Source organism: Streptomyces viridochromogenes DSM 40736 (assembly GCF_000158955.1).
In the GTDB taxonomy this organism is placed as follows: domain Bacteria; phylum Actinomycetota; class Actinomycetes; order Streptomycetales; family Streptomycetaceae; genus Streptomyces; species Streptomyces venetus.
This window is the reverse complement of sequence record NZ_GG657757.1, coordinates 1,153,108-1,170,363: the sequence shown is the minus strand read 5'-3', so window position 1 is coordinate 1,170,363 and position 17,256 is coordinate 1,153,108. Positions and strand designations below refer to the sequence as shown.

Genomic DNA, 17,256 nt, shown 5'->3' with positions numbered 1-17,256 from the left:
GAACAATATCAGGATGTCGTTCATTGTGAGTGTAGGTAACAATGAGCTACGATCCGATGCGCCCAGCCCCCGGCGCCCTACCGCTCTCGAAGGAGCCCATGCATCCCGACCACGAAGCCCCCTGGACACCACCCGCCGGCTCGGAGGAACAGCCGCGGCAGGTCCGCCGCATCCTCCGGCTCTTCCGCCCCTACCGGGGCCGCCTCGCGATCGTCGGCCTGCTGGTCGGCGCCTCGTCACTGGTCTCGGTCGCCACACCCTTCCTGCTGAAGGAGATCCTCGACGTCGCGATCCCCGAGGGGCGCACCGGCCTGCTCAGCCTGCTCGCCCTCGGCATGATCCTCAGCGCGGTCCTCACCAGCGTCTTCGGCGTGCTGCAGACCCTGATCTCCACCACGGTGGGACAGCGCGTCATGCACGACCTGCGCACCGCCGTCTACGGCCGGCTCCAGCGGATGTCCCTCGCGTTCTTCACGCGCACCCGCACGGGCGAGGTGCAGTCCCGCATCGCCAACGACATCGGCGGCATGCAGGCCACCGTCACCTCCACGGCGACCTCCCTGGTCTCCAACCTCACCAGCGTGGTCGCCACGATCGTCGCGATGGTCGCCCTCGACTGGCGCCTGACCGTCGTCTCGCTGCTGTTGCTGCCGGTGTTCGTGTGGATCAGCCGCCGCGTCGGCAACGAACGCCGGAAGATCACCACCCGGCGCCAGAAGCAGATGGCCGCCATGGCCGCCACGGTCACCGAGTCGCTCTCCGTCAGCGGCATCCTGCTCGGCCGCACCATGGGCCGCTCCGACTCGCTGACGAAGTCCTTCGCCGAGGAGTCCGAGGAACTCGTCGACCTCGAGGTGCGGTCGAACATGGCCGGCCGGTGGCGCATGGCCGTCATCACCATCGTCATGGCCGCCCTGCCCGCCGTCATCTACTGGACCGCCGGCATCGCCCTCCAGACGGGTGGCCCCGAGGTCTCCATCGGCACCATCGTCGCCTTCGTCTCGCTCCAGCAGGGCCTGTTCCGCCCGGCCGTGAGCCTGCTGTCGACCGGTGTGCAGATCCAGACCTCGCTCGCCCTCTTCCAGCGCATCTTCGAGTACCTCGACCTGCCGGTCGACATCACCGAGCGCCCGGACCCGGTGCGCCTGGACCGGGTCAAGGGCGAAGTCCGCTTCGAGAACGTCTCCTTCGGCTACGACGGCAAGGGCGGCCCCGTCCTCGACGGCATCGGCCTCACCGTCCCGGCCGGTGGCAGCCTGGCGATCGTCGGCCCCACCGGCGCCGGCAAGTCCACGCTCGGCTATCTGGTGCCGCGGCTCTACGACGTCACCGGCGGCCGCGTCACCCTCGACGGGGTCGACGTCCGCGACCTCGACTTCGACACCCTGGCCCGCGCGGTCGGCGTCGTCTCGCAGGAGACGTACCTCTTCCACGCCTCGGTCGCCGACAACCTGCGCTTCGCCAAGCCCGACGCCACCGACGAGGAGCTGTTCCAGGCGGCGAAGGCGGCGCAGATCCACGACCACATCGCATCCCTGCCCGACGGCTACGACACCGTCGTCGGCGAGCGCGGCCACCGCTTCTCCGGCGGCGAGAAGCAGCGCCTGGCCATCGCCCGGACCATCCTGCGCGACCCGCCGGTCCTCATCCTCGACGAGGCCACCAGCGCCCTGGACACCCGCACCGAAACCGCCGTCCAGGAGGCCATCGACGCCCTGTCGGCCGACCGCACCACCCTCACCATCGCCCACCGCCTGTCCACCGTCAGGGGCGCCGACCAGATCGTGGTCCTCGACTCGGGGCGCGCGGTCGAACTCGGTACGCACGAGGAACTGCTGGAACGGGACGGCCGGTACGCGGCGCTCGTACGCCGGGACGCGCAACTGGAACCGACAAGATGAAAATATGCCCGGATTGTGACGATATGCGGGTTACTGTGCCCGCATGGAGAAGAACACTCCGCCACGGAGCAGGATCCGGCTGACGCGCCGGGGCCGTATCGCCCTCGTCGTGACCGGAGCTGTCGTCGTCGGCACCGCTGTGGCGGTGCCGCTGCTGATCCTGGGGCGCCAGGAGGGCCGTGGGGCCGTGACCCTGGTCATCCCGGAGGGCCGGCGTGCGAGCCAGGTGTACGAGGCCGTCGACAAGGCGCTCGCCCTGCCCGCCGGCAGTACGGAGAAGTCCCTCGCGAAGCTCGACCTGAAACTGCCGGACGACGCCCGGGGCAACCCGGAGGGCTACCTCTTCCCTGCGACCTACCCGATCCGGGAGAACACCGGGCCGGAGGATCTTCTGGCGCTGATGGTCGACACCGCGAACCAGAAGTTCAACGGCGCTCCCCTCGCGGCGGGGGCGCAGCGCAACGCCATGAACGTCTATCAGGCCGTCACCATCGCGAGCATCGTCCAGGCGGAGGCGGCCACCGAGGCCGACATGGGCAAGGTCGCCCGGGTGGTCTTCAACCGCCTCGAACGCGGCATGCCGCTCCAGATGGACTCCACGGTCAACTACGCCCTCGGCCGCTCCACCCTCCGGACCACGGCGGAGGACACCCGGATCGACAGCCCCTACAACACGTATCAGCGCATGGGTCTGCCACCCACACCGATCGACAACCCGGGCGAGGCCGCCATGCGTGCCGCCGTCAACCCGCCGCCGGGCGACTGGCTGTACTTCGTCACGGTCCGGCCGGGCGATACGCGCTTCACCGCGGACTACGCCGAACATCAGCGCAACGTGGCCGAGTTCAACGCTCAGCGGCAGAGCGCGGGCGCACAGGCGGCCGGGTGACCCGTGGCCCCCACGGGGGCGCGGGGGAACCGCGCGATCAGCTACGGACGGCCCGCGGTCGCCGACGGTCCTCGCCCCCCGGGAACCGGTCGGTCACGCCGCGGCCGGCTCCCGCTCCAGCAGCCGCCTGATGTCCCGTACGGCCGCGCGGCCGGCGCGGTTGGCGCCGATGGTGCTGGCCGAGGGGCCGTAGCCGACGAGGTGGATGCGGGGGTCGGCGGCGGCGTGCGTCCCCTCCATGCGGATACCGCCGCCCGGTCCGCGCAGCCGCAGCGGAGCGAGGTGGTCGATCGCGGCCCGGAAGCCGGTGGCCCACAGGATGACATCGGCGTCGACGTGCCCGCCGCCGTCCCACTCCACCCCGTCCGGGGTGATCCGGTCGAACATCGGGCGGCGGTCCAGCACCCCGTCCTCGATGCCCTGCCGGATCGCGTCGTTCAGCGGGAGCCCGGTGACCGAGACCACACTGCGGGGCGGCAGACCCTGCCGGACCCGCTCCTCCACGAGCGCGACGGCCGCCCGGCCCGCGTATTCGTCGAACGGCCCCTCGCGGAAGACCGGCGGGCGCCGGGTCACCCAGGTGGTGGCAGCGGCGTACGGGGCGAGCTCCAGCAGATGCTGCGTGCCCGACGCGCCCCCGCCCACCACGACGACCCGTCGCCCCGCGAACTCCTCGGGCCCGGCGTACCGCGCGGTGTGCAACTGCCGTCCCCGGAAGGTCTCCTGACCCGGATAGCGCGGCCAGAACGGCCGGTCCCACGTGCCGGTCGCGTTGATGAGCGCCCGCGTCGACCACACCCCGTCCGAGGTCTCCACCAGCAGCCGCCCGCCGGGACCCTCGCGCACGGCACGTACGTCGACGGGGCGCCGCACCCGCAGGTCGAAGGCCCGCTCGTACCGGTCGAAGTAGTCGCTGATCACCTCCGCGGACGGCCGCGCCGGATCCGCGTCCGTCAGCTCCATCCCCGGCAGCGCGTGCATCCCGTGCACCTTGCCGTACGTCAGCGACGACCAGCGGAACTGCCAGGCGCCGCCGGGCCCGGGGGAGTGGTCCAGCACCACGAAGTCGCGGTCCGGCTCGAAACCGGATCGCCGCAGATGATGGGCAGCGGCCAGGCCGGCCTGACCGGCGCCCGCGACGACTACCTCGACCTCGCGTGTGGTGTCCACGCTGCTGCCAACCGCGCCGGGGCCCTGGATCTTCCCGGGCCGTGCTGCGGCACGGCCGGGGGCCGGTACGTCAGGATGGGGGCATGTCAGATGTCTTCACCACCCGAGTCCTGAACGTCGCCACCGGTGCCACGGAGAAGGTCGTCGACATCACCGGCGACTGCGAGTCCTTCCTGCGCGAGGCGGCCGCCGGCCGCGACGGCCTGCTCAACGTCTTCGTCCCGCATGCGACGGCCGGCATCGCCGTGCTGGAGACGGGCGCCGGCAGCGACGACGACCTCCTGGCCGCGCTGCACACCCTGCTGCCCGCCGACGACCGCTGGCAGCACCGGCACGGCAGTCCCGGACACGGCCGCGACCACGTCCTGCCGGCCCTCGTCCCGCCCCACGCGACCCTGCCGGTGCTGCGTGGCCGGCTGGAGCTCGGGACGTGGCAGTCGGTGTGCCTGGTGGACACCAACAAGGACAATCCGCAGCGGAACGTGCGGCTGAGCTTCCTCGGCTAGGGATTCGTCATCGCCCCGATCCCGGGTGAACCTCCCCACGACAACGGCCTCCTCTGACGTGCGGCAGCCCTGAGGGACGGATCTCCACCCGCGCTCACGCGGGCGGGGCGGGGGTCAGCACCGCACCGGTTTCCGGACCGTGTGTCGTCGCCGTCCCGCCTTCGCGCCGCATGAGGCGAAGCAGCGGACCTGTCATGGCCGTGGTGAGTACGGCCACCACGATGAGCACCGAGTAGAACTCCTCATCGATGAGGCCCATCCGCAGCCCGACCGTGAGGATGACGACCTCGGCGAGGCCGCGGGTGTTCATCAGTATCGAGACGGTCAGTGCGTCATCGCGTTGCAGACCTGATGTCCGGGCGCCGAGGTAGGCGCCCGACATCTTGGTGGAGACGGCCACAACCAGGGCCGCCACCAGAAGTCCCATGCTGGAGCCGTCGAACGCGGCGAGGTTCACCCCGGTGCCCGCCACCACGAAGTAGACGGGCAGCAGCACCTGTGTGCCCGCCATCTCCATTCGCTCCATGACCTCGACACGCAGCCGGTCCAGGCCGGCCCTGGGCATCACGGCGCCGAAGGCGAACGCGCCGAAGACGAAATGGACACCCAGCCACTCCGTGGCCGCGCAGGAGGCCATGAGGCCGGTGGTCACCACCACGATCGCTGAGGTCGGCCGGCCCTCCTCAGTTTCCCTGGGGCGCAGCAGCCGGGCCATGAGCGGGCGCACGACGGAGACCAGCACCAGCAGGTAGAGGGGGAGCAGCGTCACGCGCCACTGGTCGGCGCTGCCGAAGCAGGCGACTACTCCCGCGAGCAGCACCCACGCGGCCAGGTCGTTCACGGCAGCCGCGGCCATGGTGAACCGCCCCACGGCTGTGCGGTTCATCCGCCGGTCGGCGAGGATCCGCGCCAGCACCGGAAAAGCGGTCACCGACAGGGCCACACCCGTGAACAGGACGAAGCCCGCGCTCCCCGACGGCCCGTGTTCCGCGGCGAAAGGCAGTGCCACGAGGCAGCCGCCCGCCAAGGGCACCAGCGTGGAGCCCGCTGCGACGCTCAGTGTGGTGCGCCCGCTGCCGAGGAAGGCGGAGTGGTCCATCTCGTAGCCGATGACGAACATGAACATCGCCAGGCCGACATTGGCGAGTGCTCCGAGAAGCGGGCGAACACCGTCGAGCGCGACCGTCTCCCCCCACGGGCCCCACGTGTCGGACAGCAGTGTGCTGCCGAGCAGGATCCCCGCGACGATCTCACCCACCACGGACGGCTGTCCCACCCTGCGTGCCGCCGCCGAGAACAGCCGGGCCAGTCCGAGGACCACGGCGAAGGCAAGGAAGAACACAGCGGCCTCGTCCCCCTTCATGCCCCCTCCTGTCCACCGGTGCGTACGGCGGGTGAGTCCGGCCGGGGCCTGAGGACGGCGCGTGCGATGAGATCACGCATCACCTCGCTGGGACCGGCGGCGAGGGTGGCCGCCCGCGCGTCCCGATAGGCGCGGGAGGCATCGGAGGAATCGAGATAGCCGTGCGCCCCCTGCAGTTGCAGGCTCGCGTCCGCCATCCGGCAGGCCAGTTCGGTCGTATGGAGCTTGGCCATGGAACACTCCGTGGCCGGAAGGTCACCCTGCTCGTACAGCCATGCGGTGTGGTGGACGAGTTGCCGGGCAGCAGCCAGCTCGGTTGCCAGGTCCGCCACACGGTGGGCGGGCGCCTGCAGTTCGGACAGCGTGCCGCCGAAGAGCCGACGTTCGGTCAGGCAGCGGCGGGTGTCCTCGAGACAGCGGTCCATGCCGCCCAGTGCCAGGGTCGCCGCGACCAGCCGTTCCAGTTGCAGCCCACGCATCAGGTAGTAGAAGCCGGCGTCGGCGCGCCCGATCAGATGGTCCGCCGGTACACGGACATCCTCGTAGGCCACGGTGGCCGTGCCGGCCGCGCGCCAGCCCAGCGTGGGAGTCGCGGTGATGGTGATGCCCGGCAGGCCGGAGTCGATCACCAGGAGGGACAAGCCGGTCGTTCCGTGTGGCCCGGAACCGGTGTCGGGCGAGGTCCGCACGGCGACGACGTGGAAGTCCGCCCCCGTGCCGTTGCTGACCATCGTTTTGACCCCGCGGACCACGAAGTGGTCGCCGTCGCGCTCCGCCGTGGTGGTCAGCCCGGAGAGGTCGGCGCCGGTGCCTGGTTCGGTGATCGCCAGGGCCGCCACGCGCTCCCCGTCGACAGCGGGGGCGAGGTAGTCCCGGCGCAGCCCGGGGCTGCCGGCGGCGGCGAGGTAGTGGGTGGCCATGTAGGCGTGCACCGAGACGGCTGCCCGCAGACCGCCGAATCCGGTGCGCCCCAGCTCCTCCAGGAACACCACCGAAGTGAACAGGTCCCGCGCGCCGCCACCCGCACCGCGTGCATGCAGCAGCCCGAGGTAGCCCTGCGCGCCGAACGACTTCCACAGGGACCGCGGCAGGCCGCCCTCCCGGTCCCAGGCACTCGCGTTCGGCATCACCTCGGCCGTGAGGAACTCACGGGTACGTTCACGGAATGCCGCGTGGTCGTCGGTGAAGTACGGAGATCGCACCATTCGCTCTCTTCCTGTTCTCTGTGCGCCGGGCGATGTCGCCGCGCAGCAGGGCGAGACCTCGTCGGCAGAAGGTCGTGACCGGTACGGGAGGGGGACGGGTGGGGCCCTGCGGCCAGGACGAACCGGGCATCGCTGCATGCCGCCGCCGGCCGTCGCGTCGTCGCATCAGCCACCGAGCTCACGGTTCTCCGCGGTCAGGGGTGGGATCTTCGCTTCCGGTTCGCTGTGCGCCCGTGGCGGCGGAAGCCCTCGGGGGCGCGGATGCCTCGATCGCCGCGGCCAGGGCACCGAACGTGCTGTCCGTGAAGATCAGGTCCGGGGTCAGGGCATCTTCCCCGAGCCGCCGCTCCACGTGCGCCAGCAGCCGTACGGCGGCGAGCGAGTCGCCGCCGAGGTCGAAGAAGTCCGCGTCCGGCCGAACGGCTTCCGGACCGAAGATGCCGGCCCAGATCTCGGCGAGGTGCGCGGTGCGACATGTGGCACGCGGCACCGCGTCCGGGGCCGGGGACTGGACGGTCACCTCGTCCAGGCCGGGCACCACCACGAAGCGCCCCGGGACTTCGGCCGACGGGTCCGCCCGTGTGAGGAGTTCACGCAGTTCCCGCTCGAGCGTCCGCAGATTCGGGCCGTGGCCGACCGACGTGGCCGCCACCCTCGACGGACACGTGTCGTGGGCCGTGGCCTCGGGCCGATGGGCGTACACGTGGTGACAGGGCGTCAGGGCCAGCCTGGGGTCCTGTTCGTGCGTGACGGAGAAGCCCTGTGCGCTGAGTGTGCCGAGCACGGCTGCGAGTCGGTCATCGATGTCATGAACCTCCATGACGATGCGGTCGATACGCGGCCAGAGCGCGGCGTCGATGCCTTCGAGGACATCCATCTCGGCCTTCTCCACGTCGATCTTGAGCAGGTCGATCCTGGTCAGCCCGTGGTCGGCGGCGACGCGGGTGAGCGTGGTGGTGGGAACGCGCCTGCGCACCGCGGTCATCCGGTCGGTGACGAGCCGGTCCAGCTGCGCCCCCTCCTCGGCGCCTTCGCCGGTGAGCAGGTGCCGGCGCAGCACGTCGGAATCCTCGTCGACTTGGGCGAATCCACCCGACATCACGCTGTTGTGCGGGTAGTAGGTGAACCTGATCTCTGACTCCGCCCGTCCGAGACCGCACCGCAAGACGGTGGCGTCCACGCCGTGCAGCTCGGCGTTGACCGTAGCGGCCTCCGCGAGTTCCTCCACCGGTTCGACGGCGATGACACGCGCGCCGGGGCTGCGCCGCGCGACGTCCAGGGTGAACATGCCGATGTTGGCCCCGGCATCCACGACGACCGCGCCCGGCGGAAGGGTGATGCCATGCTTGAAGTAGGCGTTCTCGGTGAAGATCTCGCGGTACAGGAAGTCGGTTTCGCCGCGGTTCACCCCGGCCACCCGGAGACCGTCGGCGGGTTCGTGCCATCCGAGCATGCCCAGCCGTCCCGCCGCCTCGAGGGCGGCCGCACGGTGCAGCAGCGGGGCATGGCTCCGGTCGGGCACGAGCCACGCGACGCTCTCCCGGCCGTCCGCCCCCGCCGTGACGGTGGCTTCGGTGACCGCGGGGTGGGTGCACAGCAGTCGGGCCATGACGCGTGTGCGGTCGCTGTCCATCGGGTCGCTCACGTGTCCTTCCAGTGGGATGCGGTGACGTCGTGGAGGAATTCCTCGGCCAGGCGGACCAGTTCCGGGCCCGCGTCGAAGGCGCTGAGGTGATCGCCCTCCGGCAGCATGCGCAGGTCCGCCCGCTTGAGCCTCCTCGCGACGTATGCGGAGCCCGCGGGGTGCGCCGTCGTGTCCTTGGGACTGCTGACCACCAGAGTCGGCTGGCCGGCTGTCAGGAAGGGGCGGCAGTCCGTGGACATGATGGCTCCGTTGAGCAGGCCGTAGCGGTGCAGCAGGTCGGGCGTCGCATAGGGGTGAATGAGGTGGTGAGCGATGTCGGGGCGCATGCCGTTCAGCGCCTGCGGGCGTCGCATCAACCGGTGCAGCCCGGCGGCCTGCTTCAGATTCCGGGAGGCCATGGCGAGCAGTGACTCGACGTCTCGCTGATGGTCGGTCTTGGGTACCGCACGGCCCAGTTCGTAGTCTCCGTGCCACAGGCTCATGGACACCACGCGTGCCGAGCCGGAAGCGGCGGCCAAGGCGATGGCGGCGCCCCCGCACAGTCCCATGGCGTGCGCCCGCCGGATGCCGAAACCGTCGAGCACCGCCAGCAGATCACGGGCCTGCGCGGCGAGACTGTGGTCCCCGAGCGCGGCCGGACCGGGCCCCGTCCCCGTGGCGAACAGCCCACGGCTCTCCCATGTCACCACCCGGTAGGAGCCGGACAACGCCGTCATCCAACGTTTCACAAGGCCCACCGGCATGCCGCACGCCGTCACGAGGGCGACGGCCGGACGGTCCTCCCGCCCGGCCGTCCAGCAGCGCAGCGGGCTGCCGTCGTACGAGGGGACCATGAACGGCCGGCCGGGGAGCGCCGTCGACGCGGACCATGCGATGCCCTCGACGCCCTCGGGCTCGGCCCGGCCCGGCCGGGCGCTGCCCGCGACCGCGCCGTACCCGCCGGAACCCAGCATCAGGCGCCTGCTGAGCGCGAGTTCCACGGACCAGAGCGGAGCGGGCTCCGGCACCACGTCGAGCCGGGGCAACCGCAGTGCGTCGGTGAGCCGGTTCAGCAGACCCTGGAGCGTTGGCACCGAGCCCGGTGGGACGCCCTCGACCGGTGCCACCCGCAGTCGTTCCGGAACGGCGCGGACGAGGGAGGCGCTGTCGACCAAAGCCGTCGCCAGCCGGTGCAGGGCATCGTTCGCCGCTCGGGCGGCGCCCTCGGATTTCGTCATCCCCGGGTCCCGCGCCCGGGCCGGTGCCGGAACGGCTGGTCGCGGGTGGTGCGATCGACCAGACGGTTGTGCCCGTATGTGTCTTCGCCACTGACCAGCACCGCCCCGTAGCGGTCGAGGCCGACGCGACCGCCGTACTCCTCGATGGCGGAGGTGCCGGGGTAGACCTGCACGGAGGTGGGCACGTAGCGGGAGGCGAAACCCATCCGCATGTCCTTCGTCCTCCCGGCGTGCGGATGTGAGGCGTGCATGAGCGTGGACCAGAAGACGATGAACTGGCCCGCCTTCATCTCCATGGAGACGGCCTGCGACTCGTCGGGCTTCCACTCCGGGTCGATCTGCAGGTCCCGGTAGTCGTAGCCGAAGAAGCCACGCCGTACGCCGTCCTTCTCCACCGCGGTGTTCCGGTCCGGCGCATAGTGCATCCGCTTGGTTTCGTCGTAGAACATGGTGCGGTGCGTGCCGGGGATGAACTGCAGGCAGCCCATGTCGACGGTTGCGTCGCTGAACGCGCACCAGACGGTGATGGTGCCGCCGAAGTCGGACCCGCCCGGCCACTGGATCTGCGGAGTTCCCGAAGCGTTGGCGAAGGTGTCCGCCTGGTGCCAGTCGGTGCCCTCGTCCCCCGGGTACTTGGGGAAGAACTCGGTGCGCCAGCACAGCACGTCAGGACCGAGGATGCTGCCGACCCGATCGACGATCTCCGGCCGGCCGATGTGCTCGGCCAGGAATCCGTGATCCAGGTGGCGGTCGTAGTTCGAGATGTTCGTGGCACCCGATATCGCGGCGCCGTCCTGGTACACGGCGGCGCTGCGGTCGAGGAGTTCGAGGCGGGCCCGTCCCCACGCCGCCTTGATCTCTGACGGTTCGTAGAGGGTGAAGGGTCCGGCGAAGCCCTGCCGGTGGAAGGCGGCCAGCTCTTCCGCGCTGAGGGAGAAGTCGGTGGTCTGCGTGGTCATGTGGTCTCCTCGGTCGGGGAGGTGGCAAGCGCGGCGTCGACGTGTCGCCCGAGCAGGCGGACCGTCGCGCCGTCGATCAGCACGGTGATGTCGAGGTCGAGCCCGAACACCTCGTTGACACGCGTGAACATGCGCAGCAGCGACAGCGAAGTGCCTCCGAGCTCGAAGAAGTCGGCGTCGCGCTCCACCCGGGGAACGTCCAGAACGACGCGCCACACCTCGGCGATCCGCGCTTCCGTGCCGGCCGCGTCCGGGCCCTGGGCGGACGCCCCGGTCACTTCCGGGGAGGGCAGCCGTGCCTTGTCCACCTTGCCGTTGAGCGTGAGCGGCAGCTCTCGGAGTACGACGTACTTGGACGGGCACATGTGCGCCGGGAGCGCGGCGGCGGTCCGCTCGGCCAGCACCGACGCGAGCGCCGGACCTGCCGTACGCGACGCGACATAGGCGATGAGCCTGACGTCGTCCTCTCCGTAGTCGTGCGGCAGGACGACGGACTGCGCCACGTCCGGATGGCGGGTGATCAGCGACTCGATCTCCCCGGGCTCCACCCGGTGGCCCCGGATCTTCACCTGGTCGTCCGTGCGGCCGAGGTAGCCGTAACCGCCGTCGGGCAGAACGACGACCCGGTCACCGGTGCGGTAGCAGCGGTGCGGTGCGCCGTCGGCGCCGACGAGGTCGATGAACCGCTCCTTGTCCAGTTCGGGGCGGCCCAGGTAGCCGCGGGCCAGGCCGGGACCTTCGATGTACAGCTCGCCGGGCTCGCCCTTCCCCACGGGCCGTTCGTCCTCGTCCAGGACGTGGAAGGTGAGATCGGGCAGGGGTTCCCCGATCGGGCTGGGTCCGTCCCCTTCGAGGTCGGCACGGAGCAGCGGGCGGTAGGAGCTGTGCACCGTCGCCTCGGTGATGCCGTACATGTTCACCAGGCGCGGGTGTTCGTCACCGTGCCGCTCCACCCAGGGGCGCAGCGTGGCGGGGTCGAGCTTCTCGCCGCCGAGCACCACCGCCCGCAGATGGGGCAGCGGATGCGAAGCCCGCGCCTCCACCGCGGCGAGCCGCCGGAAGGCGGACGGCGTCTGATTGAGCACCGTCACCCCCTGCGCGAGGAGCAGCGCGTGGAACTCCTTCGGCGAACGGGCCGTTTCCTGAGGCACCATCACCAGCCGCCCGCCGAAGAGCAGAGCGCCCCAGATCTCCCACACGGAGAAGTCGAAGGCGGCCGAGTGGAACGCGGTCCAGACGTCGTTCTCGTCGAAGTCGAAGAACCGCTGTGTCACGTCGAAGAGACGGACGACACTGCGGTGTTCCACTTGTACGCCCTTGGGCAGACCGGTGGACCCGGAGGTGTAGATCACGTAGGCGAGGTCGTCGCTGTCGGCGGAGGGCAGCTCCCTGCTGTCTGCCAGGCTCGGGGCGGCGTGGAGGCCGTCCAGCAGGACGACGTCGGCGTCCAGACCGGAGATCGGCGCGCTCAGCGCCGAGGTGGACACGAGCACGAGCGACTCGCTGTCCTTGACCGTCCACCGTATGCGGTCCGCCGGCGAGCCGGGATCGATCGGCAGGTATGCGGCACCTGCCTTGAGGATCCCGAGCATGCCCACGAGCAGGTCCGCGTCCCGGGGGGCCAGCAGAGCGACCACCTGTCCCGGCCGCACCCCCGTGCGGGTGAGCTCGTGCCCGAGGGCATCGGCCCGTTCGTTCAGCTGCCGGTAGGTGAGTTCGCCCCGCGCCGTGGTCACCGCGACCTTGTCCGGGAACCGCTCCACCACGTCCTGGAACATGTCCGTGAGCGTGCGTCCTCTCGCGCCCATGGGTCCTCCTGTCTGTTCGGTCGGTTCGGCGGCAGGCGGTTTCTCCCGCCGTTCTGAGCTCGGTGGCGGCGTGCGTCCGAATCGTGCGCCGGACGCGCTCCTCAGACCGGTACGGTCGTGGGCTCGGCGGGCCGGTCCTTGCGCAGGAGGCGGAGTTCGGTCACCACCGCCGAGGCGCACAGCACCGCTGCCACCAGCGGGAGCCATCGCGGCGCCACCTGCCCCAGGAACAATCCCCCGACCGCACCCCCGAGTGCGGCGCCCACGTAGATGACGGAGCTGTTCAGGGACACGGCAACAGGGCCCGCCGGTCCGGCCAGTCGGAGCAGGCGGTGCTGCTGTGGTGCGGCGTACATCCAGCCGCTGACACCCCACAGCAGCATGGCGACGAGCGCACCCGGGAACGATCCGCTCAGCTGTGGCATCGCCAGGAAGACCACGGCCATGCCGGCCACCGAGGCCAGGACGAGTCGCCGGCCCGCCGGACGGTCCATGTACGCGCCGGCGAGGGCGTTGCCGGCCAGGCCACCGAGCCCGAAGGCGAAGAGCAGCACCGCGAGCCGGCCGCCCTCGCCGGCGGTCGCCTCGGCGAACACCGTGGCGGCGTAGGTCAGCACCGCGTACTCCGCGATCACCGCGAAGATCGTGACGGTCAGAACCATGCGGACCAGTGGTCCGCGCAGGGCAGCGAACCGTTCCCGCGGCCGGTGCGCGGTGTGCTCGGAGTCGACGCCACGCAGCCCGGCCGCGAGGGGCACGGCCACGGCAGCGGTGGCCGCTGCGAGGACCGCGAGGGTGGGCCGCCAGCCGAAGACGTCGGCCGCCCAGGTGCCCGAGGGCACCCCCACCACCGACCCCGTCACCAGGCCGCTGGTGACCAGCGCGAGGGACTTGCCCGTGCGTCCTTCCGGGGCCAGGGAAGCCGCGAGCGAGCTCGCGTGCGGAGTGAACTGACAGGCCCCTGCGGCGACGAGCAGCCGCCCGGCCATGGCGGCCGGCAGCGAGCCGGCGACCGCGCACACCACGTTTCCGGCGGCGACGGCGATCAGCGCCGCGGTGAGCGCGGCCCTGGGCGACCTGCGGCTGAGGGGGACAGCGAGCAGTGGGCCGAGAACGGCGTACCCGATGGAGAACACCGTCATGAGCTGTCCGGCCGCCGATATGGAGACGTTGAGCGAGGCGCCGATCTGAGGAAGCATGCCGGCGATGACGAACACGTCGGTGCCGATGAGGAAGGTGCCCACGGCCAGCAGGAGAAGCCTCATGTGTCCGTCCTGGTCCGGGCCCGCTCGAGCGGGCCGGTCGTGCGGGTGACCGCGGTGCGTACCGCCTCCACGATCAGTGGCGGAAAGCCGTTCAGATAGAAGTGGTCGCCGGCGAAGTCCCGGGTGTGGAACCCGGCGGTGGTGTGCTCGGCCCAGGCGTGTATGTCGTCGCCGTGGGTGAATTCGTCGTCCCGGCCCGTCCACGCGGTGACGGGGCAGGAGAGCAGCGAGGGGGAGCTGCCGGGCCGGTAGGCGGCGGCCGCCCGGAAGTCGCTGCGCAGGGCCGGGAGGATCACCGCCCGCAGCTCGGGGTGGCCGGTGATGGCGGGGTCGGTGCCGCCGAGCCCCAGCAGCGCTTCGAGGGCGGCGTCCTCACTGTCGCCGGTCAGTCGCGAGGCCGTGCGCCGGTACGGCGCCTGCATGCCGGAGACGATCAGTCCCGCGGGCGCGGCACCGTACCGGTGTTCAAGCCTGGCAGCCGTCTCGAAGGCGACGAGGGCACCCAGGCTGTGCCCGAACAGGACGGGCGAAGAGGCCGGTCGCGGTTCGGCGAGCAGGCGTGCGATCTCGTCGGCGAGCAGCGCGACGTCCTCGAACGCGGGCTCGGAACAGCGGTCTTGGCGCCCCGGATACTGCACCGCCAGGACTCTGATGTCGGGTGCGAGCGCAGCGGAGAGCGGGAAGTACTGGCCCGCGGTGCCACCTGCGTGGGGGAAGCACACGAGCGTGCGGGCCTGTTCGTGGGCATCATGGAAGGCCCTGAGCCAGGCGGCGCGTTCGTGCGACCCACCCGATGCGGTCGAAAGGGTCATGCGGCAGCTCGTTCCGTGATCAGTGCGGTGATCGCGTCCACCCGTGGGTCATACAGGAACTCCTGCACCGATACCTGGACTTGAAAGCGCTGCTGGAGGCGGGTGACGACCAGCGCAGCGGAGAGCGAGGTACCGCCCAGGTCCGAGAAGTGCCGGTCGGGAGGTATGTCGGCGACACCGAGGACCGTCGACCATATGACGGTGACGGCCGACCGCACATCGCCGGGATCCGGGGGCGGACCGGCGCTGTCGTTCGCGTCGTCGGGGGCCGGCAGGCGGCGGCGGTCGATCTTCCCGTTCGGGGAGAGCGGCAGCTCGGACGTGAGGACGACGTGGTGCGGAACCATGTAGTCGGGCAGCAGCCGGGCGGCGTGAGCACGCAGTTCGCCCGCATCCGGTGCCTGCCCGGGCCCGGGCACGACATGGGCGACCAGTCTGCGTTCCTCGCTGCCGGGCGGTGTCCAGGCCGCCACCGCGCATTCCCGCACTGCGGGGTGGCGCAGCAGTGCTGCCTCGATGTCGCCCGGCTCGACCCGGTACCCGCGGATCTTGACCTGTCCGTCGGTCCGTCCGAGGTATTCCAGGACTCCGTCGGGCCGCTCGCGCACCAGGTCACCGGTGCGGTACGCGCGTACGGTCCGGCCCTGGATCCGTGTGCTGCGGAACCGCTCCTTTGTCTGCCGCGGGTCGTGCACGTATCCGTGGGCGAGACCGATCCCGGCCAGCCACAGTTCGGCGCCCTCCTCCACCGGGACGACATGCGCCGTCATACCGGGAAGCGGACGCCCGATGGGGGGAAGGTCGGGCCAGGAGTGCGGCGGACCGGTGAGCGTGTGGGCGACGGCGACATGAGTCTCCGCCGGACCGTAGTGGTTGTGCAGACGCGCCGCGGGCAGCCGGGTGAACAGGTCCCGGACGGCGGGCGTGATGTGCAGCGCCTCACCGGCCACGGCCACCTCGCGCAGCGCGCCGGGCAGAATGCCGAACTCGACGGTCAGATCCGCCAGTCGGACCAGTGCCACGGGAGGCAGGAAGATCCGCTGGATCTCCCATTCCCGGCACAGCTCCCACACACGCTGCAGGTCGACACGTTCGGCGTCGGACGGTGTGTACAGGCAGCCCCCGCTGGACCAGGCCGTGAAGACCTCCTGAACGAACACGTCGAAGCCGAGCGGGGCGAACATCAGCGTGCGCAGCGGCTCAGGAGACGTGCTGGCCAGCGTCCATTCGATCAGGTTGTCCACGCAGCGATGCGGCATGGAGACCGCCTTGGGCCCTCCGGTGGACCCGGACGTGAAGACCAGGTACGCGGGGTCCTCGCTGCTCGGTTCGGGGACGTGCGGCGCCGGTGCACCGTGCACCGTGCCGGACGCGGGGTTCTCCCGCAGGGGGATCACGACGGGCCCGTCCGGCCCGTCCGGGGTCTGCAGACCCGGCTCGATCAGCGCGAACCGGGCATGGCTGCGCCGCCACATGTGCTGGATGCGGTCCGCCGGATACTGCGGATCCACCACACAAAAAGCCCCTCCCGAGCGGAGCACCGCGAGGACGGCCACGCCCAGCGCGACTCCGCGGGAGGCCTGGACGAGCACGACGTCCCCGGGACGCACCCCTCGGCGCGTCAGCTGCTCGGCCAAGTCGGCCGATCTGCGGTCGAGTTCGGCGTAGTCCAGCCTGCCGTCGGGTGCGACCAGCGCGGCGGCACGAGGACGGCGCCTTGCCTGGGCGGCGATCAACTCCACTACGCGGCCGGGCAACGCGCTGTCCTCTCCCTCGTGTCCGACGTGCGCGCGAGGCCCAGCATGTCGAGGACCGCCGCACGCGTCTCCTCGGACCTGAGCAGCTCGAAGCGCTCGCAGCTCAGGCGCAGTGCGCGCTGCCGCCCGCCGGCACAGGCGAAACCGAACGGGTCGGTGTCCGCGGAGGTCAGACGCAGCACCTCGCCCTCCCAGGGCGACGTACGCGCGTGGTGAGCCGCCACCAGATGGCTGAGCCAGTCCGTGTACGCATTCACCAGCTGCGTGGCGCTTGCCGCGCTCTCCGCCTCATCGGCGCCTGCCGCACGCAGCGCGGCGCGGGCCCGGCGGGCCAGATCGCCGGTGAGCTCTTCGACGAGGCGCTCCGGGGCGTCGGCCAGCGCGACGGCGTCGACGCGCTCGCTCAGCTCCGTCTCGTCCAGCTGGACGCCGAGACCGGCGAGCCGCGTGCGGTAGTCCGCCGCGATCGACTCCCGGGACGTCGCCTCGGCGTCGAACAGCACGATCGCCGGCGGCTCTCCGCCCAGGGCGGCGGCCACTTCGAAAGCGAGCGGTGCGGAGGCACAGTACGCAGCGACCGCCGCGACCGGTGCCGGCCCGGACGGCGCGTTCGCCAGCAGGCGGGCCGCGTAGTCGGCGCCGCTCACCGCCCGCGGCAGGGGGCCTCGCAGGAGGTCGTGGACACGGACCCCGTGCCGGTCCAGGCCCAGTTCCTCGATCCGGGCCTCCTTCCGGTATCCGGGGTAGTCGAGTGCGAGA

14 protein-coding genes are annotated in these 17,256 nt (G+C 71.1%); 3 read left to right on the top strand and 11 right to left on the bottom strand.

The genetic code is table 11. The features are described 5' to 3' along the window. The first annotated feature begins 98 nt into the window (after positions 1–98). Complete coding sequence (locus SSQG_RS04910) at positions 99–1,901, top strand: ABC transporter ATP-binding protein (RefSeq protein ID WP_003988605.1); 1,803 nt, start codon at positions 99–101, stop codon at positions 1,899–1,901. Positions 1,902–1,944: 43 nt separating this feature from the next. Next, the gene (gene mltG / locus SSQG_RS04905) at positions 1,945–2,790 is read left to right on the top strand and encodes an endolytic transglycosylase MltG (protein WP_039931963.1); all 846 of its coding nucleotides are present in this window, start codon (positions 1,945–1,947) and stop codon (positions 2,788–2,790) included. 93 nt (positions 2,791–2,883) lie between these two features. On the opposite strand, the gene SSQG_RS04900 is transcribed toward mltG, so the two are convergent. Then, a complete protein-coding gene (locus tag SSQG_RS04900; protein ID WP_003988603.1) occupies positions 2,884–3,960 on the bottom strand; it encodes an NAD(P)-binding domain-containing protein in 1,077 nt (358 codons plus the stop codon). Positions 3,961–4,043: 83 nt separating this feature from the next. Between SSQG_RS04900 and SSQG_RS04895 the strand changes: the two genes are divergently transcribed. Then, positions 4,044–4,466 (top strand): secondary thiamine-phosphate synthase enzyme YjbQ, encoded by a 423-nt coding sequence (locus tag SSQG_RS04895; RefSeq protein WP_003988602.1) that lies wholly within the window; start codon positions 4,044–4,046, stop codon positions 4,464–4,466. 94 nt (positions 4,467–4,560) lie between these two features. On the opposite strand, the gene SSQG_RS04890 is transcribed toward SSQG_RS04895, so the two are convergent. The 10 genes from SSQG_RS04890 to SSQG_RS04845 all read right to left on the bottom strand — a co-directional run. Continuing rightward, the gene (locus SSQG_RS04890; RefSeq protein ID WP_003988601.1) at positions 4,561–5,829 is read right to left on the bottom strand and encodes a cation:proton antiporter; all 1,269 of its coding nucleotides are present in this window, start codon (positions 5,827–5,829) and stop codon (positions 4,561–4,563) included. Then, a complete protein-coding gene (locus SSQG_RS04885; RefSeq protein WP_003988600.1) occupies positions 5,826–7,034 on the bottom strand; it encodes an acyl-CoA dehydrogenase family protein in 1,209 nt (402 codons plus the stop codon). Before SSQG_RS04885 ends, SSQG_RS04890 begins: the two co-directional genes overlap by 4 nt. A gap of 178 nt (positions 7,035–7,212) precedes the next feature. Beyond that, complete coding sequence (locus SSQG_RS04880) at positions 7,213–8,679, bottom strand: FkbM family methyltransferase (RefSeq protein ID WP_003988599.1); 1,467 nt, start codon at positions 8,677–8,679, stop codon at positions 7,213–7,215. Continuing rightward, entirely contained in the window at positions 8,676–9,896 is a 1,221-nt protein-coding gene (locus SSQG_RS04875) for an alpha/beta fold hydrolase (protein WP_003988598.1), read from the bottom strand. Before SSQG_RS04875 ends, SSQG_RS04880 begins: the two co-directional genes overlap by 4 nt. Further along, positions 9,893–10,855, bottom strand: coding sequence for a chlorinating enzyme (locus SSQG_RS04870; protein ID WP_003988597.1), 963 nt, complete (start codon positions 10,853–10,855; stop codon positions 9,893–9,895). Before SSQG_RS04870 ends, SSQG_RS04875 begins: the two co-directional genes overlap by 4 nt. Continuing rightward, positions 10,852–12,663, bottom strand: coding sequence for an amino acid adenylation domain-containing protein (locus SSQG_RS04865; protein ID WP_003988596.1), 1,812 nt, complete (start codon positions 12,661–12,663; stop codon positions 10,852–10,854). The genes SSQG_RS04870 and SSQG_RS04865 overlap by 4 nt, the downstream gene beginning before the upstream one ends. 101 nt (positions 12,664–12,764) lie before the next feature. Then, complete coding sequence (locus SSQG_RS04860; RefSeq protein WP_003988595.1) at positions 12,765–13,928, bottom strand: MFS transporter; 1,164 nt, start codon at positions 13,926–13,928, stop codon at positions 12,765–12,767. Beyond that, the gene (locus SSQG_RS04855) at positions 13,925–14,740 is read right to left on the bottom strand and encodes a thioesterase II family protein (protein WP_003988594.1); all 816 of its coding nucleotides are present in this window, start codon (positions 14,738–14,740) and stop codon (positions 13,925–13,927) included. The genes SSQG_RS04860 and SSQG_RS04855 overlap by 4 nt, the downstream gene beginning before the upstream one ends. Beyond that, on the bottom strand, positions 14,737–16,497 hold the full coding sequence (locus SSQG_RS04850; protein ID WP_003988593.1) for a non-ribosomal peptide synthetase: 1,761 nt from the start codon (positions 16,495–16,497) through the stop codon (positions 14,737–14,739). Before SSQG_RS04850 ends, SSQG_RS04855 begins: the two co-directional genes overlap by 4 nt. Beyond that, on the bottom strand, positions 16,482–17,256 hold a 775-nt coding region (locus SSQG_RS04845; protein WP_039931962.1), incomplete at its 5' end, for a hypothetical protein. The genes SSQG_RS04850 and SSQG_RS04845, both read right to left, overlap by 16 nt.

Coding starts and splice junctions, on each gene's coding strand:
- SSQG_RS04885 (WP_003988600.1), bottom strand. CDS start 7,034: ATGGTGCGATCTCCGTACTTCACCGACGACCACGCGGCATTCCGTGAA.
- SSQG_RS04855 (WP_003988594.1), bottom strand. CDS start 14,740: ATGACCCTTTCGACCGCATCGGGTGGGTCGCACGAACGCGCCGCCTGG.
- SSQG_RS04860 (WP_003988595.1), bottom strand. CDS start 13,928: ATGAGGCTTCTCCTGCTGGCCGTGGGCACCTTCCTCATCGGCACCGAC.
- mltG (WP_039931963.1), top strand. CDS start 1,945: ATGGAGAAGAACACTCCGCCACGGAGCAGGATCCGGCTGACGCGCCGG.
- SSQG_RS04875 (WP_003988598.1), bottom strand. CDS start 9,896: ATGACGAAATCCGAGGGCGCCGCCCGAGCGGCGAACGATGCCCTGCAC.
- SSQG_RS04870 (WP_003988597.1), bottom strand. CDS start 10,855: ATGACCACGCAGACCACCGACTTCTCCCTCAGCGCGGAAGAGCTGGCC.
- SSQG_RS04890 (WP_003988601.1), bottom strand. CDS start 5,829: ATGAAGGGGGACGAGGCCGCTGTGTTCTTCCTTGCCTTCGCCGTGGTC.
- SSQG_RS04865 (WP_003988596.1), bottom strand. CDS start 12,663: ATGGGCGCGAGAGGACGCACGCTCACGGACATGTTCCAGGACGTGGTG.
- SSQG_RS04895 (WP_003988602.1), top strand. CDS start 4,044: ATGTCAGATGTCTTCACCACCCGAGTCCTGAACGTCGCCACCGGTGCC.
- SSQG_RS04910 (WP_003988605.1), top strand. CDS start 99: ATGCATCCCGACCACGAAGCCCCCTGGACACCACCCGCCGGCTCGGAG.